This window comes from Myxococcales bacterium, assembly GCA_016720545.1.
Classification (GTDB): Bacteria; Myxococcota_A; Polyangia; order Polyangiales; family Polyangiaceae; genus JAAFHV01.
In genome coordinates, this window is sequence record JADKKK010000003.1 from 510,332 (window position 1) to 529,855 (window position 19,524).

The following is a 19,524-nucleotide window of genomic DNA, read 5'->3' on the forward strand; positions in this document are numbered from 1 at the left end:
GCGCTCAGGCCGCGCGCTTTCCCAGACGCCGCATCGCGACGGCGGAGCCGACGAGCCCGAGCGCCGTGAGCACGAAGCCGAGCGTGAGCCCGTGGGGCCAGTAGCGCAGCGTGACGTGGTGCCGACCGGCCGGGAGGTCGAGAACGAGGAGCTTGCCCTCGTCGGCGAGCGTCCCCACGTCGGTGCGCCAGCCGCGATCGTAGGTGCCGTTCACGAGCACGCGCGAGGGCTGGTCGGCCACCACGTCGAGGGTGAAGGTGTTCTGCGTGCGGCGGACGGTCTCCACCCGCGCCGCCGCGCCGGGCGCGGGCCTCGCCTGAGGCACGTCACCGTCCCACATCGGGGCGCCGGCGCCGAAGCCCCACTCGTCCCAGCAGGCGAGGCGCATGCGGTTCTGCCGGGGCTGATCGATCATGCCGGCGAGGTTCGGGCCGTGAACGTAGAGCCGCGCCGAGGGCGCCACGCGCTGCTCGGGCGCGTTGCCGAAGCACACCTGAAACCAGTCGATCCCGACGGCGATCATGTCGCCCGCGCCGACGAGCGCGAGGCCGAGGGCGACCGTGCGCACCGCGCGCGTGGGGTGCCCGGGCAGGAGCGCCGCGAGCTTCGGGAGCCTGTCGACCGCGAGCCCGGCGAACAGGGCGAGGAAGAGCGACACCTCGCAGCGAAACCTGGAAGGCACACGCATTTCCTTGAACGGGAACACGTGGCCCTTGAGCACGGCCCACGGCGCGAGCGGCGAGAAGTGCCCCATCATCAGCACGAAGGCCACGCCGAAGAGGAGCACGAGCCACGGCGCCTCGAACGCGGCGAAGAGCAGGCCCACGCACGCCAGCGCGAACAGGAACGGCCCCAGGTACGTGCCGTACTCGGGCCACACGTAGCTCTGCCCCGGCACGCCGCGCGCGTGGGTGCGCGAGAGGAACATGTCGCGGAGGGTCTCCCACTGGATGTGGTCGTTCTCGACGCCGATGGGGCGCACGTGGCTCCGGAGCTGGTCCATCACGGGCAGAAAGCGCGACGCGCCCACGGTGAAGCCCACGACGAGCACGACCGCGGCGGCCCGCGCGATGGGCACGAGAGAGCGCTTGTTCAGCCGGGTGAGGGTCTCGACGAAGAGCAGCACGAGCAGGTGCGGCAGCGGGTAGACGGCGCCCTCGTACATCATCCACGCCACCAGCCAGCCGAGGGCCACGGCGTGGCGGAGATCGCGCTCGGCGCGCCGCCACAAGAGGAACGCGAGCGGGAAATACAGGAAGGGGACGAACGTGAAATGCCCACCCGAGTAGTGCTGCTGGTGAAAGCCCGAGAACGCCCAGCCCACGCTCGCCACCAGGGTGCCGGCGCGCGAAAGCTTCACCTCGTCGCGGGCGAAGAACCACATCGACGCGAAGCCCATCGCCGAGTGGAGCAGGTACCAGAGCACCATGGCGGCGGTGGTGCCGATGAGGAACATGGGCCACACGAGCGGCGCGCCCACGGGCGCCTGGGGGTTGTCCCACAGGGGCAGCCCGCCGCACTCGTAGGGATTCCAGAGAGGCAGCTCGTGATACCGCACGAGGCTGACGCGCGCGGCCTCGAGGGTCTTGTGGTACGGCGGGCCGTCGCCGCCTTGGGTGTTCGGGTACGCGGCCAACATGGGCCACCACGCGAAGACCGCGAGCACGAGGCCCACCAGGGTGACTCCGACGGCGCGGCGGAGCGGCGCGCGGCCGAACGCGGGCGAGGGCGACGGCGAGGGCTCGGCGATCTTCACTTGCAGGTCTCCGGGGCGACGGCGCCGGCGAGCGCCGCGTGCCGGGCGGCCTCGGCGTCCAGCGCCATGCTCTTCTCGAGCGCCGCGAGCCGGAGGTAGCCGCAGGGCGCGTGCGTCTTGCCGACCCGCTCGCGCAGCTTGGCGATGCGGTCGCGGCCCGCGGGCTCCCACACCTCGGCGAAGTACCGGCGCGTGGCCACCCCGCCGTCGGTGCCCTCCTCGGGGGCCGGCTCGCTGAACGCGGGGACGAGGGCGAGGCCCGCGACGACCAGGCCGCCCGCCGCGCGCCCCACGCGGCGCGCCCAGGTCTCGCGCGGGGGCGGCGCGAAGACCAGCAGCGAGCCGCAGGCGAGCGCGCCCGCGAGCACCACGAGGTAGCCAAAAGTCGGCGAGGAAACCCCTGCGAGATCAAGGAGATGGCGAGGCACAAAGCCCGCGCGCAGCAGCGGCAGCGCGACCTCCGGGAGCGGCCGCCCCACGGTCTCGGGGAGCGTGTTGCACAGCACCGACACGAGGCCGGTCTGCGCGGCGCTCGCGAGGGCGGCGCCAGCCGCGAGGGCCCTCACCCACACTCGACGTGAGCGGCGCCCCCGCGCGAGCTGCTCTTGGGCGGTCACGGCGCCGAGCACGAGGAAGGCGGGGCACGCCCCGAGGTACCTCGGGCCCACGGTCCACCCGCCACGCCAGTTGATGGCGGCGCTCACGGTGAGCACGAGCACACCGCAGGCGGCGAGCCACACGAGCGTGGCGCCGCGGCGAGCCCCGCGGCTCCGCGGACCGCCGAACCCCGAGAGCACGCCGAACGGCACGACGAGGAGGCCGAGCCACAGATAGGGGCTCGTGCCGAAGAGCCCGTAGCCGCGGTTGAAGAGGAGGCTGCCCGCGTGCCCGAGATCGGGCGTCTGGATACCGAAATAGCCCTGGTTGAGCAGCCGCGCGAACTCGCCGTTTTCGCTCATGCGGTGGCCCGGCGTGAGGGGGCTGCCGAACGCGCGCCACTGGAAGAACGCCATGAGCGCGACGTGGAGGAGTCCGCCGCCTGCGAGCGCGGCGAACGGCCCGAGCCGGCTCGGGCGGAAGAGCGGCCTGAAGGTGACCGCGGCGTAGAGCGCGAGCACCACCGACACCGGCAGCGCGTGGTACTCGAGCAGCGTGACCCACCCGGCGCAGAAGCCGGCGACGAACGCGTCACGCGCGGTGCGGTCTCGCGACGGCGTGGTGCGGGCGCGCGCCGTGACGGCGAACGACACGAAGGCGGCGACGGCGAAGAGCGCGTGGCTCGCGAACATGAGGGCGTACGCGAGGTAGTTCGTGCCGAGCCCCAGCGCGGCCACGGCGGCCAGGCGGAGCACCGGATCGCGGGTCGTCGCGCGCAGATAGCGCTCGAGCCACACGAGGAACGCCAAGCACGGGAGCTGCACGCTGAAGAGACGCAGCGCCCACGTGGCGTCGGCGAGCCAGCGCGCGCGCGCTTCGGGCGGCGAGCGGAGCGTGGGTACCGGGCGGCCGAGCCGTGGCATCACCTTCGTGAAGGCCCAGTAGACCGGCACTCCGGCGTAGCTCACCGCGGGCGCCTTCACCGAGTAAAGGTGGAACACGCCGGTCTTCTTGTCGGGCGCCCGCGCCATGTCGTTGGTCCAGCCGTGGCGGTCGACCATCGCGTCGATCTTGAACGTGCCCTCCTCGACCAGGGCCATGGTCATGTAGGTGCGCACGTTCTCGTTCGGGTTGTTGATGACCCCGATGTACGGGAACACGCCGACATAGACGACGAGCAGGAGCGCGAAGAACGCGCCCACGAACCCTGGCGTCTTGACGTTCCGAGCGCCCACCCCGACCCGTGTATCACCTCGCGCGTGTGTGTGTGTAGGCCGACTCACGCGACGCGGCGGAGGTGGCGCGGCGCGTGCTCGATCTTTGTTTCGGGGGCGCGGTCCATGCGGATCAGCGCGCCTTCCTCGACGAGCGCCCAGGGCTCGCTCGTGAGCTGTTCGGAGGCCACGATGGCCTCACCGTTCGGGCGCTCGAGCAGGAACATGCTCCGTCCGAAGCGGTGGGCGTAGGTGCTCTCGCCGTCGGACAGGAGAAAGTTGAAGGCGCCCATCCCCGGGCGGGCGCGGAGCTCGGCGCAGGTCTCGGCGACGAGGCGATCGGTGGCGGCGCTCGCCGGGGCGCCGGTGAGGCCCACCTCGTCGAGGCGGGTGAGGAGGAAGGCGAACAAGCGCTCGCTGTCGGTGTCGCCCCGGACCTCGTCGGCGCGCTCGGGCGCGGTGTGCGCGCGTAGATAAGCCACGTCGGTCACCGTGCCGTTGTGCGCGAAGACCCACCGGCCTTGGGCGCAGGCGAAAGGGTGCGTGTTCTCGAGCGACGTCGGGCCCACGGTCTTCTGGCGAATGTGCCCGATGAGCACCGACGCGCGGGTGGCCGCCGCCAGCGCCCGAAAGCGCACGCAATCGAGCGCCCGCTCGACCCCACGGTGGACCTCCCAGGCGCGTCCGCGCGGCTCGAAGAGCGCGACCCCCCAGCCGTCCGGGTGCTCGCGGGAGAGCTCGGCGAGGCTCCGCGGCCCCGCCTGGAGACAGGCCCGAAGCTCGACCGCTTGAGCGGCGACCATGGCGAGAAACCTGCACATTGTCGTGTGGTTCAGTTTACCTCGTGCCCCTCGACGGGGCACGAAAGTGGCGCCGTTTTCCGGTGCGAGCCGCCGCCCGCGCCGCCCGCGAGGGTCAGTGCGCCGGGTAGCTCGGAGCCGCGGGCGCGAGGCGAGGATCGAGGGTGACCTTCACCGTCGAGTCGGCGAGCGCGAGATCGATCGAGGCACACTGCTTGGCCTCCACGCCGACCCCCTCGGCGTGGTCCGCGAGCTTCCCGAGGGCGGTGTACTCTCGATCCGCCGCCTCGGCGTCTCGCCGCGCGAGGGCGTCGCGGATCGCGGGCGCCCGCGCATCGGCGGCGCGGATCGCCACGTTGAGCTGCGTGAGCTTCTCGGTGAGGCACGCGGTGACCACGAGGTCGCGGGCGCGCTGGAGGCGCCTGCGGACGAGCGTCGACTGAGCTCGCATGCGGTCGAGGCGACGCTGCGACTCGGTGAGCTGCTCCTCCGGCGTGAGGCGTGTCTTCTTGTCCGCCGCCTCGGCTGTGGCCGTGACCGCGGGTGGCGCCTCCCCGGCCTGCGCGCGAGGTGCGACGGTGGCCGGCGGTGTGGGCCGGGCAGCCGGCTCGGCCGGCGGCGCGGGGCTTGGCGGGGCAGGCGGGGCAGGCGGGGCAGGCGGGGCAGGCTGGGCAGGCGTGGTGGCGACGTGCGCGGCGGACGCGGGCGGAGACGCGAGCGCCAGCGCCCCGTGTCCCACGAGCACGGCGGCGACCAGCACCCCGCGGAGGAGGCTCTTCGTCTTCATCGTGAGGGATCTGGTGCGCGGGCCGCGGCGATCATTCGCGCGACCGCTCGCTCTGATCGGGCGGGTCGGCGCGCGTGCGCTGGCCCGCCCCCGTGCTATCTGACCTCCGGTGAGGTCCACCAAGCTGGTCGCGTGCGCCACCCTGCCCGTCGCGTCCGTCGCGTCCGTCGCGCTCGCCACGCTCGTCGCGCTCGTCGCGTGTGGTGGCCCGCGCAAGCACACGAGCACGGGCGAGGGCTCGAGCGCGATCCAGGGAGGCACCGAGGACGAGGTCCACACCTTCGCGGTGGCCGTGATCATGCCGGAGTCCACCTGCTCGGGGACGCTCATCGCGCCGAACCTGGTGCTCACCGCGCGCCACTGCGTCGCCGACAGCGGCAACAGCGACGAGGTCGACTGCGCGCGCGACCGGTTCTCCGCGCCCGCGCCGGCGAGCCGCTTCTCCGTGACCACCGCGAAGGTCGTTCGCGGCAGCACGGCGCGATACCGCGTGGCGAAGATCGTCGTGCCCTCGGAGTCCAAGTTCTGCGGCAACGACATCGCCCTGCTGCAGCTCACCGACAACGTTCCTGCCTCGGAGGCGACGCCGGCCACCCCGGCGCTCGACCCGCCGATGACCTCGCACCCCCTCTACGGCACCACGGTGGCGACGCTGGGCTACGGCATTTCGGGCCCCAAGAAGACCGACGACGGCACGCGGAGGCTGCGTGAGGACGTCCCCATCCAGTGCACGCCGGGCGATCCCGAGAAGAGCTGCCGCCTCTCGGACTTCGACATCACCCCCACCGAGTTCGTCGCCGGCGACGGCCTGTGCTCGGGCGACTCCGGCGGCAGCGCGTTCGACCAAGAGAGCTTCACGCGCGGGCGCCCCGTCACGTTCGGCGTGCTCTCGCGAGCCAGCGAGACCGGCTTCAAGTGCATCGATGCCGTGTTCACCCGCACCGACGCGTTCGCAGGCCTGCTCGTCGCGGCCGCGACCGAGGCCGCGGAACAGGGCGGCTATCCGCTGCCCGTGTGGGCAGGCGGGGCGGGCAGCGCCGACGCGGGGGCCGAGGGCGGGCCCGCGGCTCCCCCCACGGTGGAGGCCGCGAGCCCACCGGGAGCGGCCTGCGCGACCGGCTCGGCGGGTCGAGGCCCCTCGGGCGCCGCCCCCGCCACGCTGGTCGCGGTCCTCGCTTGCGTAGCCGCGGCGCGGAGGCGACGGCGCTAGCAGCCCGTTGATCTGCGGACCGAGACCTGTCGTCGTCCGCGCCCGACCCGCCGAGGCGCGAACCGATGAGCCCTGCCCAGGCTGCTACGGGCACCCGGCGGAGTCGACCTCGTGCGCTCCGTACGCGACGGGCGCCGAGCGCGCGGTGCCGAAGAGATCGGTCTTGGCGTCGTTGTGCGCCCCCGCGCCCCCGCGGACTCGACAGCTCGCGCCGGAGGTCAGCTTCCAGCCCGTCTCGAGGAGTCGCTTCGTGCCGAAGTCCGCCTCGGTGGCGCCTTCCATGTAGGGGAGGAGCGCGCCGAAGCTGCCGTTCGCCGAGGCCTCCTTCACGCACAGCGCCGCCGGGATCGTCTTGCAGTCGGCCTGGATGAATACGTTATTTCGTATTTGCTCGGGCTTGTACCAGTTGGCCGCTATCATCTCCTCGAGGGTGTTGTACACGTCGTTCGGCCGCGGAGCGCCGTCCTTCGCGTTGGTGTGGATCATCAACACCGCCGGCCCGCGAAAGTTCACGAATGCGTTGTTCTCCACGAGGCCGAGCGCCTCGTCGGCCTCCACCAGGGTGAACGCGAACTCCCCCGCTCCCGCGCCGCCCACCGTGAGCGCGAGGTTGTTCTGGACGACGGCGCCGGTGTAGCCGATGGCCATATAGAACGGTCGGACGACGTCCCAACCCTTCCCGCCCTTCTGGGAGTTCTCGGTGGGGGGCGACACCGGATCGCCCGCGACCGTAAACAGCGTGTTGTGGATGGCGCGCCCGCCGTGGCCGCGATCGTCGAACATGAGCGCGGTCGCGTTGCGCTCGTTGTAGAAGCCCTTCTTGCCCTCGACGTTGAAGCCCGCCATCGAGGCGGGCGACACCGTGTCGGAGTAGAGGCCACCCGAGAACACCATATTATTGACCACGAGCGCGTCCTCCGCGTGGTCGACGCGAATGCCACGGACGAACACGAAGCTGCGGTCCATGTTGGTCTCGGGGTCGGGCGGGTCCATCACGGCGTCGCCGCCGTACACCCGGTTTCCTTCGACGTGGATCCGCGCGGTCTCGGCCGCGAGGATGCCCCAGATGAGGCAGGTCTCGAAGCAGGAGGCGATACCCCCCTTGATGACGTTGCCCACGATGTTGAGCTCGGTGTCGCCGACCGCCGCCACGCCGATGCCGCCGTTGTAGCCGCTCGCCTCCATGCGAGGCTTGTCCCACGTGATGAAGTTGTTGCGTATCTCGCGCTTGCCCGCCGAGGCGACCGAGATCGCGGTGGTCGCGTCGGCGCCGGTGCCCGAACCGCCGTTCACGACGTTCTCCACCACCTCGACGTCGCCGCCGCCCTGCAGCAGCATGCCGTACGAGCCGTTGCCCGCGCCGCGACCCTTGCGCGCGTTCTCGGGGGTGTCGGGCTCGTAGCACTTGCCCTCGCCACCATAGATGTCGTTGTTCTTGATGAGCGGCGAGCCGTCGATGACCCAAACGCCCATGCTGCCGAAGGTGGACGAGCAGATGCCGTTCCCGCCCTTGATCTTGTTGTCACTCAGGGTCGGCGACGCACCGTCGGTGATGGTGACCCCCACGGTGCCCGAGTTGCCCTCTCCCGCGTCGATCGTGAGCCCGTCGATGATGGTGTCGGTCCGGGTGATCTTGGTGTCTTGGCGGCGCAGGACGAACGTGAGGGGCGAGTTGTACTCCGGCGAGTAGGCGCCGTTCTGGAGGATGGTCTCGTTCGTCGACTTGAAGCCCTTCGCGTACCCGAAGCCGTCGTCGCGCTTGAATCCCGCGCAGTCGTACCCTCCGCGGATGGAGAGCGGATACTCCACCACGAGCTGCGACTCCTTGTAGGTGCCCGCGCACACATGAACTTCCCACGGGAGCACGCCGCCGTCGGTTTGGAAGCCCGCGCGCGCCTTGGTGATGGCGCCCACCGCCGCCTTGATGGTCGCCTTGGGCTTCGCGGGGGAGCAGCCGTCGTTCTTGTCGTCGCCCTTGGCGGATACGTACAGGAAGCGCTCCGGGCCGCTGCACGGCGGCGGGAGCACGCAGTCTTCGCCGACCCCGCACCGCCCGTTCGCGCCGCCCGCGTCGGCCAGCGTGCCGGGCAGCTCGAGCTCGCCGCAGCCCGTGGAGGTCGCCGAGCCACCCGTGACGATCAGCGAAAGCCCGCCAAGAAAAAGCCATCTCCGCATTCTCTGGATTCTGGGCGAAATCCGCCGGTTCGTCGAGCGCCGCGCGCCGTTTCGGCGCTGCTAGTAGACTGGGCCAATGTCGAGCTATCGCGACGCGCAGCCACCCGGGCTGGAGAAGACGGCGGAGCTGCACACATGGGATTCGCCGCGGTCGTGTCCGCGGTGCAAGTTCGGGCTCTACTGCGGGAAGAAAGACGACCTCGAGCTCGACGCGTGTGGCCGCTGCGGCGGCGTGTGGCTGCGCTCGGATCAGGCGAGCCGGGCGCTCTCGACCGGCTCACGGGCACACGAGGAGCTCGCCTCGAAGGTCGAGCGCGCGACGCGCGCGGCGCCGGTGCGCGAGACGGGCCCTCTGCTCTGCCCCGAGTGCGCCAAGCGAATGACGCGGGGCACCGTGGAGGGCGTCCCGATCGACACCTGCTCGCACGGCACGTGGTTCGACCGCACCGAGCTCATCGCGATCATGCGCTCCCGCCGCGGCGAGCTCTCGAGCGGCCGCGGCCTCGACGCGGTCTTCCTCCGAGAGCACGCCGACCGGGAGCGGTGGGGCCCGCTCATGTCGGCCGTCGAGGCGGTCCGCCGGCTCCTCCGCTGAGCCGACGCCGGCCTGGCGGCGCAGTGGGCGGCGTCCCCGCGCTGCGGTCGAGGCAGCGGTCGTGAGCGATAATCACGGCCACGGGCTCAGAGCAGCACGCGGAACGTGGAGGCGGCCTCGCCGTCCTGGAGCTCGACGCCGAGCTCCATCAGCTCCTTGCGGAGCGCGTCAGCGCGGGCGAAATCCTTCTGGTCGCGCGCCTCACGGCGCTCGGCCACCTTCGCCTCGATCTGGGCGCCGTCGAGCCCGCGAATGCGGAGCCGCTGCGCGCGCGTGCGCTCGAAGAACTCCTCGGCGGGCGCTCGCATGAGGCCGAGCGGGCCCACCGAGCCGTCGAGCGCGTTCACGCACGCCGCGGCGAGCTTGCGCGCCTCGTCTTGGGCGGGCTTGTCCTTCTTCAGCTTCGCGACCTGCTGGACGATCTCGTTGCCCGCCTTCGCGAGCTCCGCGAGCACGGAGAGCGCGACCGGGGCGTTCAGGTCCTTGTCGAGCGCGCCGAGGACGTTCGCGGCGGCGGACTCGACGACCTTCGCCTGACCTTGCAGCACGTTGCCGACCTTGGGCTCGTGCCCCGCGGCGGCGCGGAGGAGCGCCTCTCGTGTAGAATACAGGTACTCGACCCGACGCTCCGCCTCGTCGACGCCGGGGAAGACCACGCGCCCGTCGGGGCGCTTCTCCACGTCGAAAGCGAGGGGGCCGCGGTAGTGCGTGCCGAGCAGAAAGTACCGGAAGCCTTCGGGATCGTTGCGTTCGAAGACGTCGCGGATCGTCACGAAATTGCCGAGCGACTTGCTCATTTTCTCGCTGTCGACGTTCAAGAACCCGCCGTGCATCCACACCTTCGCCAGCTCCGGGCCGTGGGCGGCCTCGCTCTGCGCGATCTCGTTCTCGTGGTGCGGGAACATGAGGTCCATGCCGCCGCAGTGGATGTCGAAGTGCGGTCCGAGGTAGCGCTCCGCCATCGCGGAGCACTCGATGTGCCAGCCGGGCCTGCCCTTCCCCCAGGGGCTCTCGAAGCCGAAGGCCTCGTCGGTCGAGCCCTTCCAGAGGGCGAAATCGAGCGGATCGCGCTTGATGTCGCCGACCTCCACGCGCGCGCCAGACAGCAGCTCGTCGATCTTCCGGCGGGAGAGCTTCCCGTAGCTCGGGAACGAGCGCACGGCGAAATACACGTCGCGCCCCTTGGCGGTGTCGGCCGCGTAGGCGTGGCCCCGCTCGATCAGCGCCGCGATGAGGGTCACGATCTCGTCGATGTGGGTGGAGACCCGGGGCGAGTGATCGGGCGCTTGGCAGCCGAGGCGCGCGAGATCGGCGTCCGCCATGTCGCTCATGCGCCGCGAGAGCGCGAGCGGCTCCTCGCCGTTCTCGGCGGCGCGTCGCACGATCTTGTCGTCCACGTCGGTCACGTTGCGCACGTGCGTCACCCGGAGCCCTCGCGCGCGGAGGTGGCGCACCAGCACGTCGAAGGTGGTGTACGTGCGCGCGTGCCCCGCGTGGGCGAGATCGTACGTGGTGATGCCGCAGACGTAGAGACGGGCCTCGCCAGGCACCGTGGGCTCGAAGGGCTCGAGCTTCTGAGAGAGCGAGTTGTAGAGGCGTATCGACATGGCCGCGCGACTCTACACGAAGCTCGGCCGCGTTCGGCCTCCGAGTGTTCCAGGGGCGTGGTAACCTTCGCCCGGCCATGTCTCCGTCCAGCGCGAGCGTCCGCCTCCGCGTTTTCGTGCAGATTGCAGCCATCTCGGCGGCAGTCCTAGGGAGCGGCGCGCTCGGTTGCGGTGGGGGCCGCTCGTTCGATGCCGGCGTCTTCCGGCAGGGCGAGCACATCGCGTTCCGCGTCCCCGAGCCGCCCGCCAGCTGGCGGCGCCTGGAGATGGCGCAGGCGAGCCTCGCCTTCCGCGACGACGCGGCGGGCGCGAGCGTCCTCGTGAACGCGCAGTGCAAGCGCGCCGACGACGACACGCCGCTCGCGGCGCTCACGAACCACCTCCTCATCGGCACGACCGAGCGGCAGCTCGAGTCGCAGACCGTGGCCCCCTTCGACGGCCGCGAGGCCCTGCAGACCAAGGTCCGCGCGAAGCTCGATGGCGTGCCGTTCGCGTTCGACATCTTCGTGCTGAAGAAGGATGGCTGCATCTACGACTTCGTGCTGGTGGCCCCCGAAGAGAGCGCCGAGGCGAGCCGTCCCACGTTCGAGGGGTGGGTGCGCGGGTTCCGCACGCTGCCCGGCGCGGGGGTCCTGTGAGCGGCCTCGCCGCCACGCCGTCCCCCGGGGGGGACGCGCCTCCGCCTTCTCGCCGAGCCTCGATCGTCGCGCCGCCCGAGCCGCCGAAGCCCGATCGCAAGCTCGAGGCGCTTCAGTTCCTCGAGCACCTCGGCGAGGTCACCGTGCTCTCGGCGCGCACCTTCCGCATGCTCTGGAAGCGACCCTTCGAGACGCGCTCGACGCTCCACCAGATGGAAATGCTCGGCGTGAAGTCGATGGGCATCGTCAGCGTGACGAGCATCTTCATCGGCATGGTCATGACGATCCAGTTCGCGTTCGGTCTGAAGCGCTTCGGTGGGCTCGAGTACATCCCGCGAGTCATCGTGCTCTCGTTCCTCCGCGAGCTCGCGCCCACCCTCACCGCCGTCATCGTGGGGGGGCGCATCGGCAGCGGCATGACGGCCGAGGTCGGGGCGATGAACGTGACCGAGCAGGTGGACGCGATCCGCGCGCTCGGCGCCGATCCGGCGAAGAAGCTCGTGCTCCCGCGGGTCTTGGCGAGCGTCCTCATCATGCCGGTGCTCAGCGTGTACGCGCTGATCCTGGGCACCGTCGGCGCGATCGTGATTTGCGCCGCCCAGTTCGGGATCGCGCCCAAGAATTTCGTGCTCTCGGCGCTCGAGGTCATCAAGATGGGTGACTTCTTCAGCGGTCTCCTGAAGACGCCGGTGTTCGGGTTCATCATCGGCATCGTCGGGTGCCACTACGGCCTGCGCACCTCGGGCGGCACCGAGGGCGTGGGCCTCTCGACCACGCGCACCGTGGTGGCAGTGAGCATCTCCATCCTCATCGCGGACTTCCTGCTGACCAAGCTCTTCATGCTCTTCATGCCGATGGCCGGTGGCTGAGGCCGATGGCTGATCTGGCCAGCGCCGAGGCGGCCGAGGCGGGGGGTGCGGGCGACGCCACACACCGCGCGCGCGCGGGGTTCTCGACCGGCCGCGGCATCGTCGCCGCCGGGATGCTGGTCGCGCTGCCCCTCACCATCGCGGCGCTCGGGACGCACGCCTCGCTCGCGCGACGCGCCGAGGCCGCCCGCGCGCCCGCCAAGCGGCTCGTAGTGAGCCGCCTGCCGTCCGCCGATCTCGCCTTCGCTGGAGGCTCGCGCCACCTCCGCTTTCTCTCGCTCGAGGAGCCACAAGCCGCCTTCGCGGACGGCCCGGGTCTGCCCGATCCCGATCCGGCGGGCGGCCTCGTCGGGGTGCCACGCGAGACCTTCGCGGGCGCCTACACCCGCGAGGCGCCCGCGAAGACCAAAGGCCGCGAGGCGCGGCCATGAACCCCCAAACGAGCCAGCGGCACGCGGCGTGTCTATGCCACCCGACCGAAGCGACCGCGGCATGAACGAAGGTCGATGGCGAGCCCGAGCCGAGGGCGAGGTGGCGCCGTGAACCTCGGCCTGCTCGCGTTCGCGCTCCGCGCCGTCGCGAGGCGCAGAGCTCGCGCCGTGGCCACCGGCGGTGGGCTCACGTTCGCCGTGGCCCTCGTGGCCGCCGTCCTCTTCCTCGCGGACGCGCTGCGCGCAGAGTCGACCGCGGCCCGCGACGCCCTGCCGGACGTGGTGGTCTCGCGCCTCGTAGGCGGCCGGCCGGCGGTCATCTCCATGCAGTCTGCACACAAACTCGCGCGCATCGACTCCGTGCGGCGTGTGAGGCCACGGGTATGGGGCTACGTGTTCGTGCCCGCCCTCCAGTCGAACGTGGTGGTCATGGGTGCGCCGCCGGACGCCCCCTCCCTCGAGGCGGTGGGGGGCGCGCTCGCCGCGGGGCGCGACCTGCGGCCCGGCGCCCACGAGATGGTCGCGGGCGCGCGGATCGCCAAGTTCCTCGGGCTCGAGGTGGGCGACCAAATGGTCCTGCCGTCGCCCAACCCCCTCGCGCCCTCGCTCCAGCTCGTGGGCACGTTCGACTCGCGGATCGATCTGTTCACCACCGACGTCGTGATGATGTCGAACGACGACGCGCGCGCGGTGCTCGGCATGGCCGAGGACCAGGCCACGGACCTCGCGCTCGACCTCGCGAACCCCGACGAGTCCCCCATCGTCGCGCGCACCGTGCTCGAGCGCATGCCGGACGCCCGGGTGATCGACAAGAAGCTCCTCGTGCGCGCGCACACGCTCGCCTTCGGACGTCGCTCCGGGATCGTCCTCGCCGCCTCCGCGCCCGTGCTGCTCGTGCTCCTCGTGCTCGCGTGGGACCGCCTGAGCGGCTTCGGCGACGCCGAGCAGCGCGAGATCGCCGTGCTGAAGGCCGTGGGCTGGAGCACGAGCGAGGTGCTCTGGGCGAAGCTCTCCGAGTCGCTCCTCGTTGGCGCCTTCTCCACCGCTGCGGGCCTCGTGCTGGCGTACGTGTGGGTGTTCGTGGCGGGCGCGCCGCTCTTGCGTCCCGCCCTCGCGGGCTTCGGCGTGCTTTACCCGGAGGCGCCGCTCACCCCGCAGGTGGACGCGGCGCAGCTCTTGGCGGTCACGCTCGCCGTGCTCGGACCGTACGCCGCGCTCTCGATCGTTCCCGCGTGGCGCGCCGCCCAGATCGATCCGATGGACGCGATGCGAGGTTAGCGCGGACGTCGGGCGCGTCGGTCACCCTCGATGCTCACGTCGACTCATGCGAGCATGCCAGCATGGAAGTCGACCGCGACGCCGCCGCGAGCCACATCGAAGGTTTCCTCCGCGCCATAGGCCGTGATCCCGACGCCGATCCCGAGCTCGCCGAGACGGGCCGACGCGTGGCCGAGGCGTTCGTCGACGAACTGTGTGCAGGATACACTCTTTCGCCGCAGCTGCTCCTCCGCGAGAGCGCGATCGAGGGGACCGCGGAGCTCGTCGTCGTGCGCGACGTGCGGCTCGCCACCACCTGCCCCCACCACCTGATGCCCGCGATCGGCCACGCTACGGTGGCGTTCGCGCCGGCCGGCCTGCTCGTGGGCGTCGGGACGATCGTGACCGTGCTCGAGGCGTGCGCGCGGCGCCTCGTGCTGCAGGAGGCGCTCGGCGAGGACGTGGTCGAGGCGCTCGACGCCGAGCTCCGGCCGCGCTGGGTAGGGTGCCGCCTGGTGCTGACCCACGGCTGCATGGTCGCCCGCGGCGAGCGCGCGCACGGCGCCGTCGTCGAGACCCTCGCCCTCCGTGGGTTCGCAGAGGGCGACGTGAGCGGGCGCCTCATGGCCCACCAAGTGCTCGGGCTCGGGCAGAGGGCCCTGTGAGCGCGCCGCGCGGCGTCGCGGTCGTGACAGGCGCGGGGAGCGGCATCGGCCGCGCGGTCGCGAAGGCCCTCTTCGCGCGAGGACTCGACCTGGCGCTGCTCGGGCGCACCAAGGCCACGCTGGAAGCGACGGCGCGGGAGGTGCTCGACGGGGCGACCGCAGGGCGAGCGCTCGCGCTGCGGTGCGACGTCTCCGACCCGGCCGGGGTCGCCCACGCCTGCCGCAGGGCGGTCTCGGAGCTCGGCGTCCCGCGCGTGGTGGTGCACAGCGCAGGCGTCGTGGTGCGCGCACCGGTCGAGGCGACCACCGACGACGCGTGGCGCTCGGTGCTGGGCATCAACCTGGACGGGACGTTCCACGTCACGCGCGCGCTGCTGCCTGCGATGCGCGAGCGCGGCGAGGGGCGCTTCGTGGCCATCGCGAGCATCTCGTCGACGCTCGGAACCCCCAAGCTCTCCGCCTACTGCGCCGCGAAATGGGGCGTCGTTGGCTTCATGAAGGCGCTCGCCGAGGAGCTCCGCGGCTCCGCGCTCGCCGCGATGTCGGTCCTGCCTGGCTCGGTCGACACGGCCATGCTCGACGGCAGCGGCTTCGCGCCAGCGATGCAGCCGGAAGACGTGGCCAACACGGTAGTGTACGCCGCGCTCGACGCGCCCCTCGCGATGAACGGGAGCGCGATCGAGATCTTCGGCTGAGCTGCGCTTCACCATCGCGCGGCGTCCGAGAGGTCTTCGACGAGGGTGGGCGCTGGCTTGGACTAGCTGGTTCTCACGAGCCGGCGCACCACGTCCGGGTGGTCGGTGGTGATGGCGTCGACCCCAGCCTCCAGCAGCCCGCGCACGATCGCCCGATCGGACGTGGTCCAAGGGGCGACCGCGAGCCCGGCGCCGTGCGCCGCTGCGACGCTCGCCTCGGTCACGAACGACCAGTGCGGGAGGAGCACGTCGGCCTTCGCGCGGCGCGCCATCTCCAGCTCGTCGACGGGACGGCACGCGTAGAGAATTCCCGTGAGAATACGCCTAGATAGGAGCTTGATTTGCCTCACCAGCGCGTGGTCGAAGCCGATCACCATCGCGCGGTCGAGCATGCCGAGGCTCGTGAGCAAGTCGACGACCGCGACGTCGATGCCCGGGGTGTCGACGGGGCAGTTCTTGAGCTCAATCTCGACCCCCACGCCCGCCCCGTCGGCCCACACGAGCGCCTGCTCGAGCGTGGGGACTCGCTCGCCGGCCCAGGCATCGCCGAACCAGCTCCCCGCGTCGAGCTGCGCGAGCTGCGCGCGCGTGCGCGACCGCACGGGCCCTCGACCCGACGTGGTGCGGGCGAGCGTGTCGTCGTGGATCACGACGGGCACTCCGTCGCGCGAGAGCTGCACGTCGAGCTCGATCCAGTCGGCCCCGAGCTTGGCGGCCCGGGCGAAGCTGCCGAGCGTGTTCTCGGGGCTCGTGCCCATCGCTCCCCGATGACCGACCACCGCGGGCCTGCCAGAGCGCCGCACGCGGCCGACGGCGGTGTCGGGCTCAGCCTCGGCGTTCTCAGGGGCGCCTCTCGGCGCGCGCTTGGTCGACGAAGTCACTCCGCGTCCCGCTCGTGTTGCCATGCGCGGAGTAGAGCACGACGAGGCGCCCGCGCGCGCGTGAGCGCGCCGAGAAGTTGCCCCGCGCGGGCCGCGGGTGATTGGGTGCCGGCATGCGACACGCCGTCCACACCTCCTCGAGCGCGAGCGCCCACGCGACCGCTCCCGCGGCTCGGCCCCGCGAGCGCGGCCCCTCGCTCCGACACGCTCCCGTACGCCGCCACGACCCCCGCGAGGAGCCGCTCCCGCAGCCACTTCCCTTGCTTCGCGACGCGCTCGACGAGCTGGGTGACGCCGGGCTCCAGCGGTCCGCGCGCGCCCTCCACGTGATCGAGATCTACGAGCCCTGGTCGCGTATGCGTGACCTTCGACGCGAGCGCTGAACCAGCGCTCACGCTCTTCGAGCCGGCGTAACGCCGAACGCTCCAACGGCGCGCCGCGCCTGGTAGGCTCTCCCGATGGGCACCTCGCGCGCGGCCACGGCCATGCTGACCGCCGGCCTCGTGGCGGCGCTGCTGGGCGTCTCGTGTGGCCGGTCGCTCCCGTCCTCACCGCACGCGCCGGGCGGCCCGCGGCCCGAGGCGGCGCACCTCGCGAACGAGGGCTGCACGACCTGCCACGAGGCCATCGGCCAGGAGTGGCGCGCGTCGAACCACGCCGAGGCGTTCCGACACGGCACCTTCCAGCTCGCCTACACCATCGAGCCGCTCGCTTTCTGCGCTCGGTGTCACGCGCCCGAGGCCGACGCGTCGCGACCGCTGCCGCCCGCGTCGGAGCTCGGCGTGGCGTGCGTCACCTGCCACCCGGGGGGACGACGCTGGCGGACCCCCACGCCCGCGGGGAGCACGCCGCTCGCTCGCGCCGACGCGGCCTGCGCTTCTTGCCACGAGTTCCCCTTCCCGAGCGACGGCGCGGGGACTCCATCGCGCCTCATGCAGAAGACCATGAGCGAGCACGCGATCGCCTCGGCCAAGGGCACGCCGTGCGTCGGGTGCCACATGCCCTCGGTCGCAGAGCCTGGCGGCGGACGCCACGTGGATCACCGGTTTTTCGCCTCGCGCAGCGCCGAGCTCGTGCGGCGGGCCGCGCGGATCGAGGTGCGTCGTGAGGGCGCGGCGGCGGTCTTCACGTTCACCCGCGCAAGCGCCGGCCACGCGCTCCCGACCGGCGATATTTTCCGGAGACTGCGCCTCGTCGTGGAGTCGGACTCGGCGAAGCGGACCACGTGGCTCGCGAGGAGGACCCGAGAGTCGGCCGCCGACGGGACCGAGCCCGACACGCGGCCTTTCGCCGATGGGCGCGACGTGTACGTGGCGGTCGTCCCGCTGCACGACCTACGCGGGGACCTCCGCTATCGGGTCGTCTACGAGCGCGTCGCGCACCCCAACGGCGAGGACGACGAGGGCGCGACGGTCGACGGGGCGATCGAGCTCACCCGCGGCGAGCTCCGCTAGAGACGGCGGGGGGGTGGTCGCACCTTGCGCACCTTGCGCGCCTTGCGCGCCTTGCGCACCGACGGGGCGGGCGTAGCGTGGAGCCATGCGCTCCCCGTCCGTGGTCGCCCGGATCTCCGTCACACGTTCGCGCGCGCGCTCGACCGCGCGAGCCTGGGCGATCACCGCGCTCGGCGCGCTCGCCGCAGCGCCGGCCATGGGCGCCTGCGCCCACCCCGATCCCATCACCGTCGAGCTGCCGCGACCGTCGGCGAGCGGTCCGCGCCCCGACCTCTTCCCGACCGCGTCCGTCGCCACGCCGGCGCCCGCTCCCACCGCGACCGAGCCCGCGAAGCCGACGCCCTTCCCTCTCACCCAGCTCCAGACCAACGCGCCCGCGCTCGGCGGCCCATGCGGCGCGAGCACGCGCGCGTTCTGCGGGACCAGCGGCCGCGTGGCGGTGACCGCGCACCAGTTTCAGTTCCGCGGGCCGGAGCAGCCCGCGTGCCAGCCCGTCAGCCTGGGCCGCCCGGACGTCGCCGCCCCCCACGTGACCTCGGCCTGCGTCGAGGGCGACCACCTCTTCGTCACCACGAGCTGCATCATCTGTCGCTCGCCCTCGGGCACCTCCATCGAGGGGCTCGTCTCGGACATGACCCCAGGCCAGCTCGCCTTCGTCCAGAAGCAAGCCGGCCTCGACGGGCCGCCCCTGCTCAGCGCGCAGGAGTGGGACCTGGCGATTCGCTCGGCGCACTCCAACTCACTGAAAGAGAAGCACTAACCGGCGCGCGGGCTCGACCTGGCCGACCGCCACGATGGCGCGACCGCTCGCGTCGTTCGTGGCGCAACGGTAAAGTCGAGATCCTTTGGACGCCCCGCCCGACCTCATCGCCGCGCTCCCCTGCCTGCCGCTCTTCCCTCTCCCCGAGGTCGTGTTGCTCCCGGGGGCGCGCCTGCCCCTGCACGTGTTCGAGCCGCGCTACCGCGTGATGCTCGAGCGGTGCATGGCCACCCACCGCGCGCTCGCCGTCGTGCAGCTGCTGCGCGGGACCGACGCGCAGGGCCTCCCGCGCCTCGCGAGACTCGCTGGCGGCGGCATCATCACCGAGCACCACGCGCTGGCGGACGGGCGGGCGAACATCCTCGTCGAGGGCTTGGCGCGCCTCGAGCTCGAGGAGCTCGCGTTCGAGCCACCCTACCGGCGCGCGCGCGCGACCGTGCTGCACGACGCGCCGGGCCAGCTCGCGGAGCCCGACCGCAGGGCCCTCCTCAGCGCCGCGACCACCTTCGCGCGCCTCGTGCGCGGCCACGATCGATCGTTCTCGTTCCACGTCGACCCAGCCGAGCCGCGCCTCGTCGAGCTCTGCGCGTTTCAGCTCGTCGTCGACGCCGAGCTCCGCCAGTCCCTCCTGGAGGAGCCGAGCTTGGCTGTGCGCGCTCAGAAGGTCACGGAGGCGCTGATGGTTCAAGCGGCCACGCTCGGGCAGCAGAGCGGCGCGGGGCGCGATGTCAACTGAAGGCCGCGCGCCAAAGCTCGTCGGGACGCTCACGCTCGAAGCCCTCGAAGGCCAGGCGCACGTGCGAATGCCCTACCCGCCCTTCGACGTGCTCGTCGCGATGGTGGAGGGCGTGCCGCGCGCGATCGAAGACGCGTGCAACCACGCCGGCGCCAGCTTGAGCCCGGGCCCCCGCACGAAGGACGGGCGGTGTGTCGTGTGTCCGGTGCACGGGTACGTCTTCCAGCTCGTCGACGGGAAGCTGCGCAGCCCTCGTGGGCTGTGCGGCGACCAGCGCACCTTCGAGGTGCGGAGAGAGCCCGACGGCACCCTCTCGGTCTGGGACACCTTCGACCTCACGGTGAGCGCCGCGCCTTGACCGCGGACCGCCCGCGGAGGCGCGCCGCCGCCTGGCGCG

At 72.0% G+C, this 19,524-nt stretch carries 20 protein-coding genes; 12 read left to right on the plus strand and 8 right to left on the minus strand.

Features of this window, described 5'->3' with window-relative positions:
- Positions 1-4: 4 nt before the first annotated feature.
- The 4 genes from IPQ09_09320 to IPQ09_09335 form a co-directional block, all read right to left on the minus strand.
- Positions 5-1,756 carry a hypothetical protein gene (locus tag IPQ09_09320; protein ID MBL0194399.1) on the minus strand — a complete coding sequence of 584 codons (1,752 nt, stop codon included), beginning with the start codon at positions 1,754-1,756 and terminating at the stop codon, positions 5-7.
- Complete coding sequence (locus tag IPQ09_09325) at positions 1,753-3,588, minus strand: hypothetical protein (protein ID MBL0194400.1); 1,836 nt, start codon at positions 3,586-3,588, stop codon at positions 1,753-1,755. Before IPQ09_09325 ends, IPQ09_09320 begins: the two co-directional genes overlap by 4 nt.
- Before the next feature lie 44 nt (positions 3,589-3,632).
- Positions 3,633-4,370 carry a class II glutamine amidotransferase gene (locus tag IPQ09_09330; GenBank protein MBL0194401.1) on the minus strand — a complete coding sequence of 246 codons (738 nt, stop codon included), beginning with the start codon at positions 4,368-4,370 and terminating at the stop codon, positions 3,633-3,635.
- A gap of 112 nt (positions 4,371-4,482) precedes the next feature.
- A complete protein-coding gene (locus tag IPQ09_09335) occupies positions 4,483-5,154 on the minus strand; it encodes a hypothetical protein (GenBank protein ID MBL0194402.1) in 672 nt (223 codons plus the stop codon).
- A gap of 109 nt (positions 5,155-5,263) precedes the next feature.
- Here IPQ09_09335 and IPQ09_09340 point away from each other — a divergent pair, with 109 nt between their 5' ends.
- Complete coding sequence (locus IPQ09_09340; GenBank protein ID MBL0194403.1) at positions 5,264-6,364, plus strand: trypsin-like serine protease; 1,101 nt, start codon at positions 5,264-5,266, stop codon at positions 6,362-6,364.
- 84 nt (positions 6,365-6,448) lie between these two features.
- Here the strand turns inward: IPQ09_09340 and IPQ09_09345 are convergent, their stop codons facing one another.
- Complete coding sequence (locus IPQ09_09345; GenBank protein ID MBL0194404.1) at positions 6,449-8,539, minus strand: right-handed parallel beta-helix repeat-containing protein; 2,091 nt, start codon at positions 8,537-8,539, stop codon at positions 6,449-6,451.
- A gap of 76 nt (positions 8,540-8,615) precedes the next feature.
- Between IPQ09_09345 and IPQ09_09350 the strand changes: the two genes are divergently transcribed.
- Complete coding sequence (locus IPQ09_09350; GenBank protein MBL0194405.1) at positions 8,616-9,134, plus strand: zf-TFIIB domain-containing protein; 519 nt, start codon at positions 8,616-8,618, stop codon at positions 9,132-9,134.
- A gap of 86 nt (positions 9,135-9,220) precedes the next feature.
- Here IPQ09_09350 and IPQ09_09355 read toward each other — a convergent pair whose 3' ends face one another.
- Positions 9,221-10,741, minus strand: a complete 1,521-nt coding sequence (locus tag IPQ09_09355; protein ID MBL0194406.1) for a cysteine--tRNA ligase — start codon at positions 10,739-10,741, stop codon at positions 9,221-9,223.
- A 77-nt stretch (positions 10,742-10,818) separates the two neighbouring features.
- Here IPQ09_09355 and IPQ09_09360 point away from each other — a divergent pair, with 77 nt between their 5' ends.
- The 6 genes from IPQ09_09360 to IPQ09_09385 all read left to right on the plus strand — a co-directional run bounded on the left by IPQ09_09360 (position 10,819) and on the right by IPQ09_09385 (position 15,296).
- Positions 10,819-11,379, plus strand: a complete 561-nt coding sequence (locus IPQ09_09360; protein MBL0194407.1) for a hypothetical protein — start codon at positions 10,819-10,821, stop codon at positions 11,377-11,379.
- 167 nt (positions 11,380-11,546) lie between these two features.
- Positions 11,547-12,248, plus strand: coding sequence for an ABC transporter permease (locus IPQ09_09365; protein ID MBL0194408.1), 702 nt, complete (start codon positions 11,547-11,549; stop codon positions 12,246-12,248).
- Between the two features lie 5 nt (positions 12,249-12,253).
- Entirely contained in the window at positions 12,254-12,679 is a 426-nt protein-coding gene (locus IPQ09_09370) for a hypothetical protein (protein ID MBL0194409.1), read from the plus strand.
- Positions 12,680-12,787: 108 nt separating this feature from the next.
- Complete coding sequence (locus IPQ09_09375; GenBank protein MBL0194410.1) at positions 12,788-13,957, plus strand: FtsX-like permease family protein; 1,170 nt, start codon at positions 12,788-12,790, stop codon at positions 13,955-13,957.
- A 62-nt stretch (positions 13,958-14,019) separates the two neighbouring features.
- On the plus strand, positions 14,020-14,601 hold the full coding sequence (locus tag IPQ09_09380; GenBank protein ID MBL0194411.1) for a GTP cyclohydrolase I: 582 nt from the start codon (positions 14,020-14,022) through the stop codon (positions 14,599-14,601).
- Positions 14,598-15,296, plus strand: coding sequence for an SDR family NAD(P)-dependent oxidoreductase (locus tag IPQ09_09385; GenBank protein MBL0194412.1), 699 nt, complete (start codon positions 14,598-14,600; stop codon positions 15,294-15,296). The genes IPQ09_09380 and IPQ09_09385 overlap by 4 nt, the downstream gene beginning before the upstream one ends.
- Before the next feature lie 62 nt (positions 15,297-15,358).
- Here IPQ09_09385 and IPQ09_09390 read toward each other — a convergent pair whose 3' ends face one another.
- On the minus strand, positions 15,359-16,054 hold the full coding sequence (locus IPQ09_09390) for a glycerophosphodiester phosphodiesterase (protein MBL0194413.1): 696 nt from the start codon (positions 16,052-16,054) through the stop codon (positions 15,359-15,361).
- Between the two features lie 82 nt (positions 16,055-16,136).
- Positions 16,137-16,292 carry a hypothetical protein gene (locus IPQ09_09395; protein MBL0194414.1) on the minus strand — a complete coding sequence of 52 codons (156 nt, stop codon included), beginning with the start codon at positions 16,290-16,292 and terminating at the stop codon, positions 16,137-16,139.
- 343 nt (positions 16,293-16,635) lie between these two features.
- Here IPQ09_09395 and IPQ09_09400 point away from each other — a divergent pair, with 343 nt between their 5' ends.
- From IPQ09_09400 to IPQ09_09415, 4 genes are all read left to right on the plus strand, one after another.
- On the plus strand, positions 16,636-17,631 hold the full coding sequence (locus tag IPQ09_09400) for a hypothetical protein (protein MBL0194415.1): 996 nt from the start codon (positions 16,636-16,638) through the stop codon (positions 17,629-17,631).
- Positions 17,632-17,716: 85 nt separating this feature from the next.
- On the plus strand, positions 17,717-18,391 hold the full coding sequence (locus IPQ09_09405) for a hypothetical protein (protein MBL0194416.1): 675 nt from the start codon (positions 17,717-17,719) through the stop codon (positions 18,389-18,391).
- A gap of 85 nt (positions 18,392-18,476) precedes the next feature.
- A complete protein-coding gene (locus IPQ09_09410; protein MBL0194417.1) occupies positions 18,477-19,127 on the plus strand; it encodes an LON peptidase substrate-binding domain-containing protein in 651 nt (216 codons plus the stop codon).
- Positions 19,117-19,485: a Rieske (2Fe-2S) protein gene (locus IPQ09_09415; protein ID MBL0194418.1), complete on the plus strand. Its 369-nt coding sequence runs from the start codon at positions 19,117-19,119 to the stop codon at positions 19,483-19,485. Before IPQ09_09410 ends, IPQ09_09415 begins: the two co-directional genes overlap by 11 nt.
- Positions 19,486-19,524 lie beyond the last annotated feature (39 nt).

What these genes read in the sequence shown, in the direction of transcription:
- IPQ09_09355 (MBL0194406.1), bottom strand. Translation starts at nt 10,741, where the DNA reads ATGTCGATACGCCTCTACAACTCGCTCTCTCAGAAGCTCGAGCCCTTC.
- IPQ09_09330 (MBL0194401.1), bottom strand. Translation starts at nt 4,370, where the DNA reads ATGGTCGCCGCTCAAGCGGTCGAGCTTCGGGCCTGTCTCCAGGCGGGG.
- IPQ09_09365 (MBL0194408.1), top strand. Translation starts at nt 11,547, where the DNA reads ATGCTCTGGAAGCGACCCTTCGAGACGCGCTCGACGCTCCACCAGATG.
- IPQ09_09335 (MBL0194402.1), bottom strand. Translation starts at nt 5,154, where the DNA reads ATGAAGACGAAGAGCCTCCTCCGCGGGGTGCTGGTCGCCGCCGTGCTC.
- IPQ09_09380 (MBL0194411.1), top strand. Translation starts at nt 14,020, where the DNA reads ATGGAAGTCGACCGCGACGCCGCCGCGAGCCACATCGAAGGTTTCCTC.
- IPQ09_09405 (MBL0194416.1), top strand. Translation starts at nt 17,717, where the DNA reads ATGCGCTCCCCGTCCGTGGTCGCCCGGATCTCCGTCACACGTTCGCGC.
- IPQ09_09360 (MBL0194407.1), top strand. Translation starts at nt 10,819, where the DNA reads ATGTCTCCGTCCAGCGCGAGCGTCCGCCTCCGCGTTTTCGTGCAGATT.
- IPQ09_09390 (MBL0194413.1), bottom strand. Translation starts at nt 16,054, where the DNA reads ATGGGCACGAGCCCCGAGAACACGCTCGGCAGCTTCGCCCGGGCCGCC.
- IPQ09_09345 (MBL0194404.1), bottom strand. Translation starts at nt 8,539, where the DNA reads ATGCGGAGATGGCTTTTTCTTGGCGGGCTTTCGCTGATCGTCACGGGT.
- IPQ09_09370 (MBL0194409.1), top strand. Translation starts at nt 12,254, where the DNA reads ATGGCTGATCTGGCCAGCGCCGAGGCGGCCGAGGCGGGGGGTGCGGGC.
- IPQ09_09415 (MBL0194418.1), top strand. Translation starts at nt 19,117, where the DNA reads ATGTCAACTGAAGGCCGCGCGCCAAAGCTCGTCGGGACGCTCACGCTC.
- IPQ09_09350 (MBL0194405.1), top strand. Translation starts at nt 8,616, where the DNA reads ATGTCGAGCTATCGCGACGCGCAGCCACCCGGGCTGGAGAAGACGGCG.
- IPQ09_09400 (MBL0194415.1), top strand. Translation starts at nt 16,636, where the DNA reads ATGGGCACCTCGCGCGCGGCCACGGCCATGCTGACCGCCGGCCTCGTG.
- IPQ09_09395 (MBL0194414.1), bottom strand. Translation starts at nt 16,292, where the DNA reads ATGCCGGCACCCAATCACCCGCGGCCCGCGCGGGGCAACTTCTCGGCG.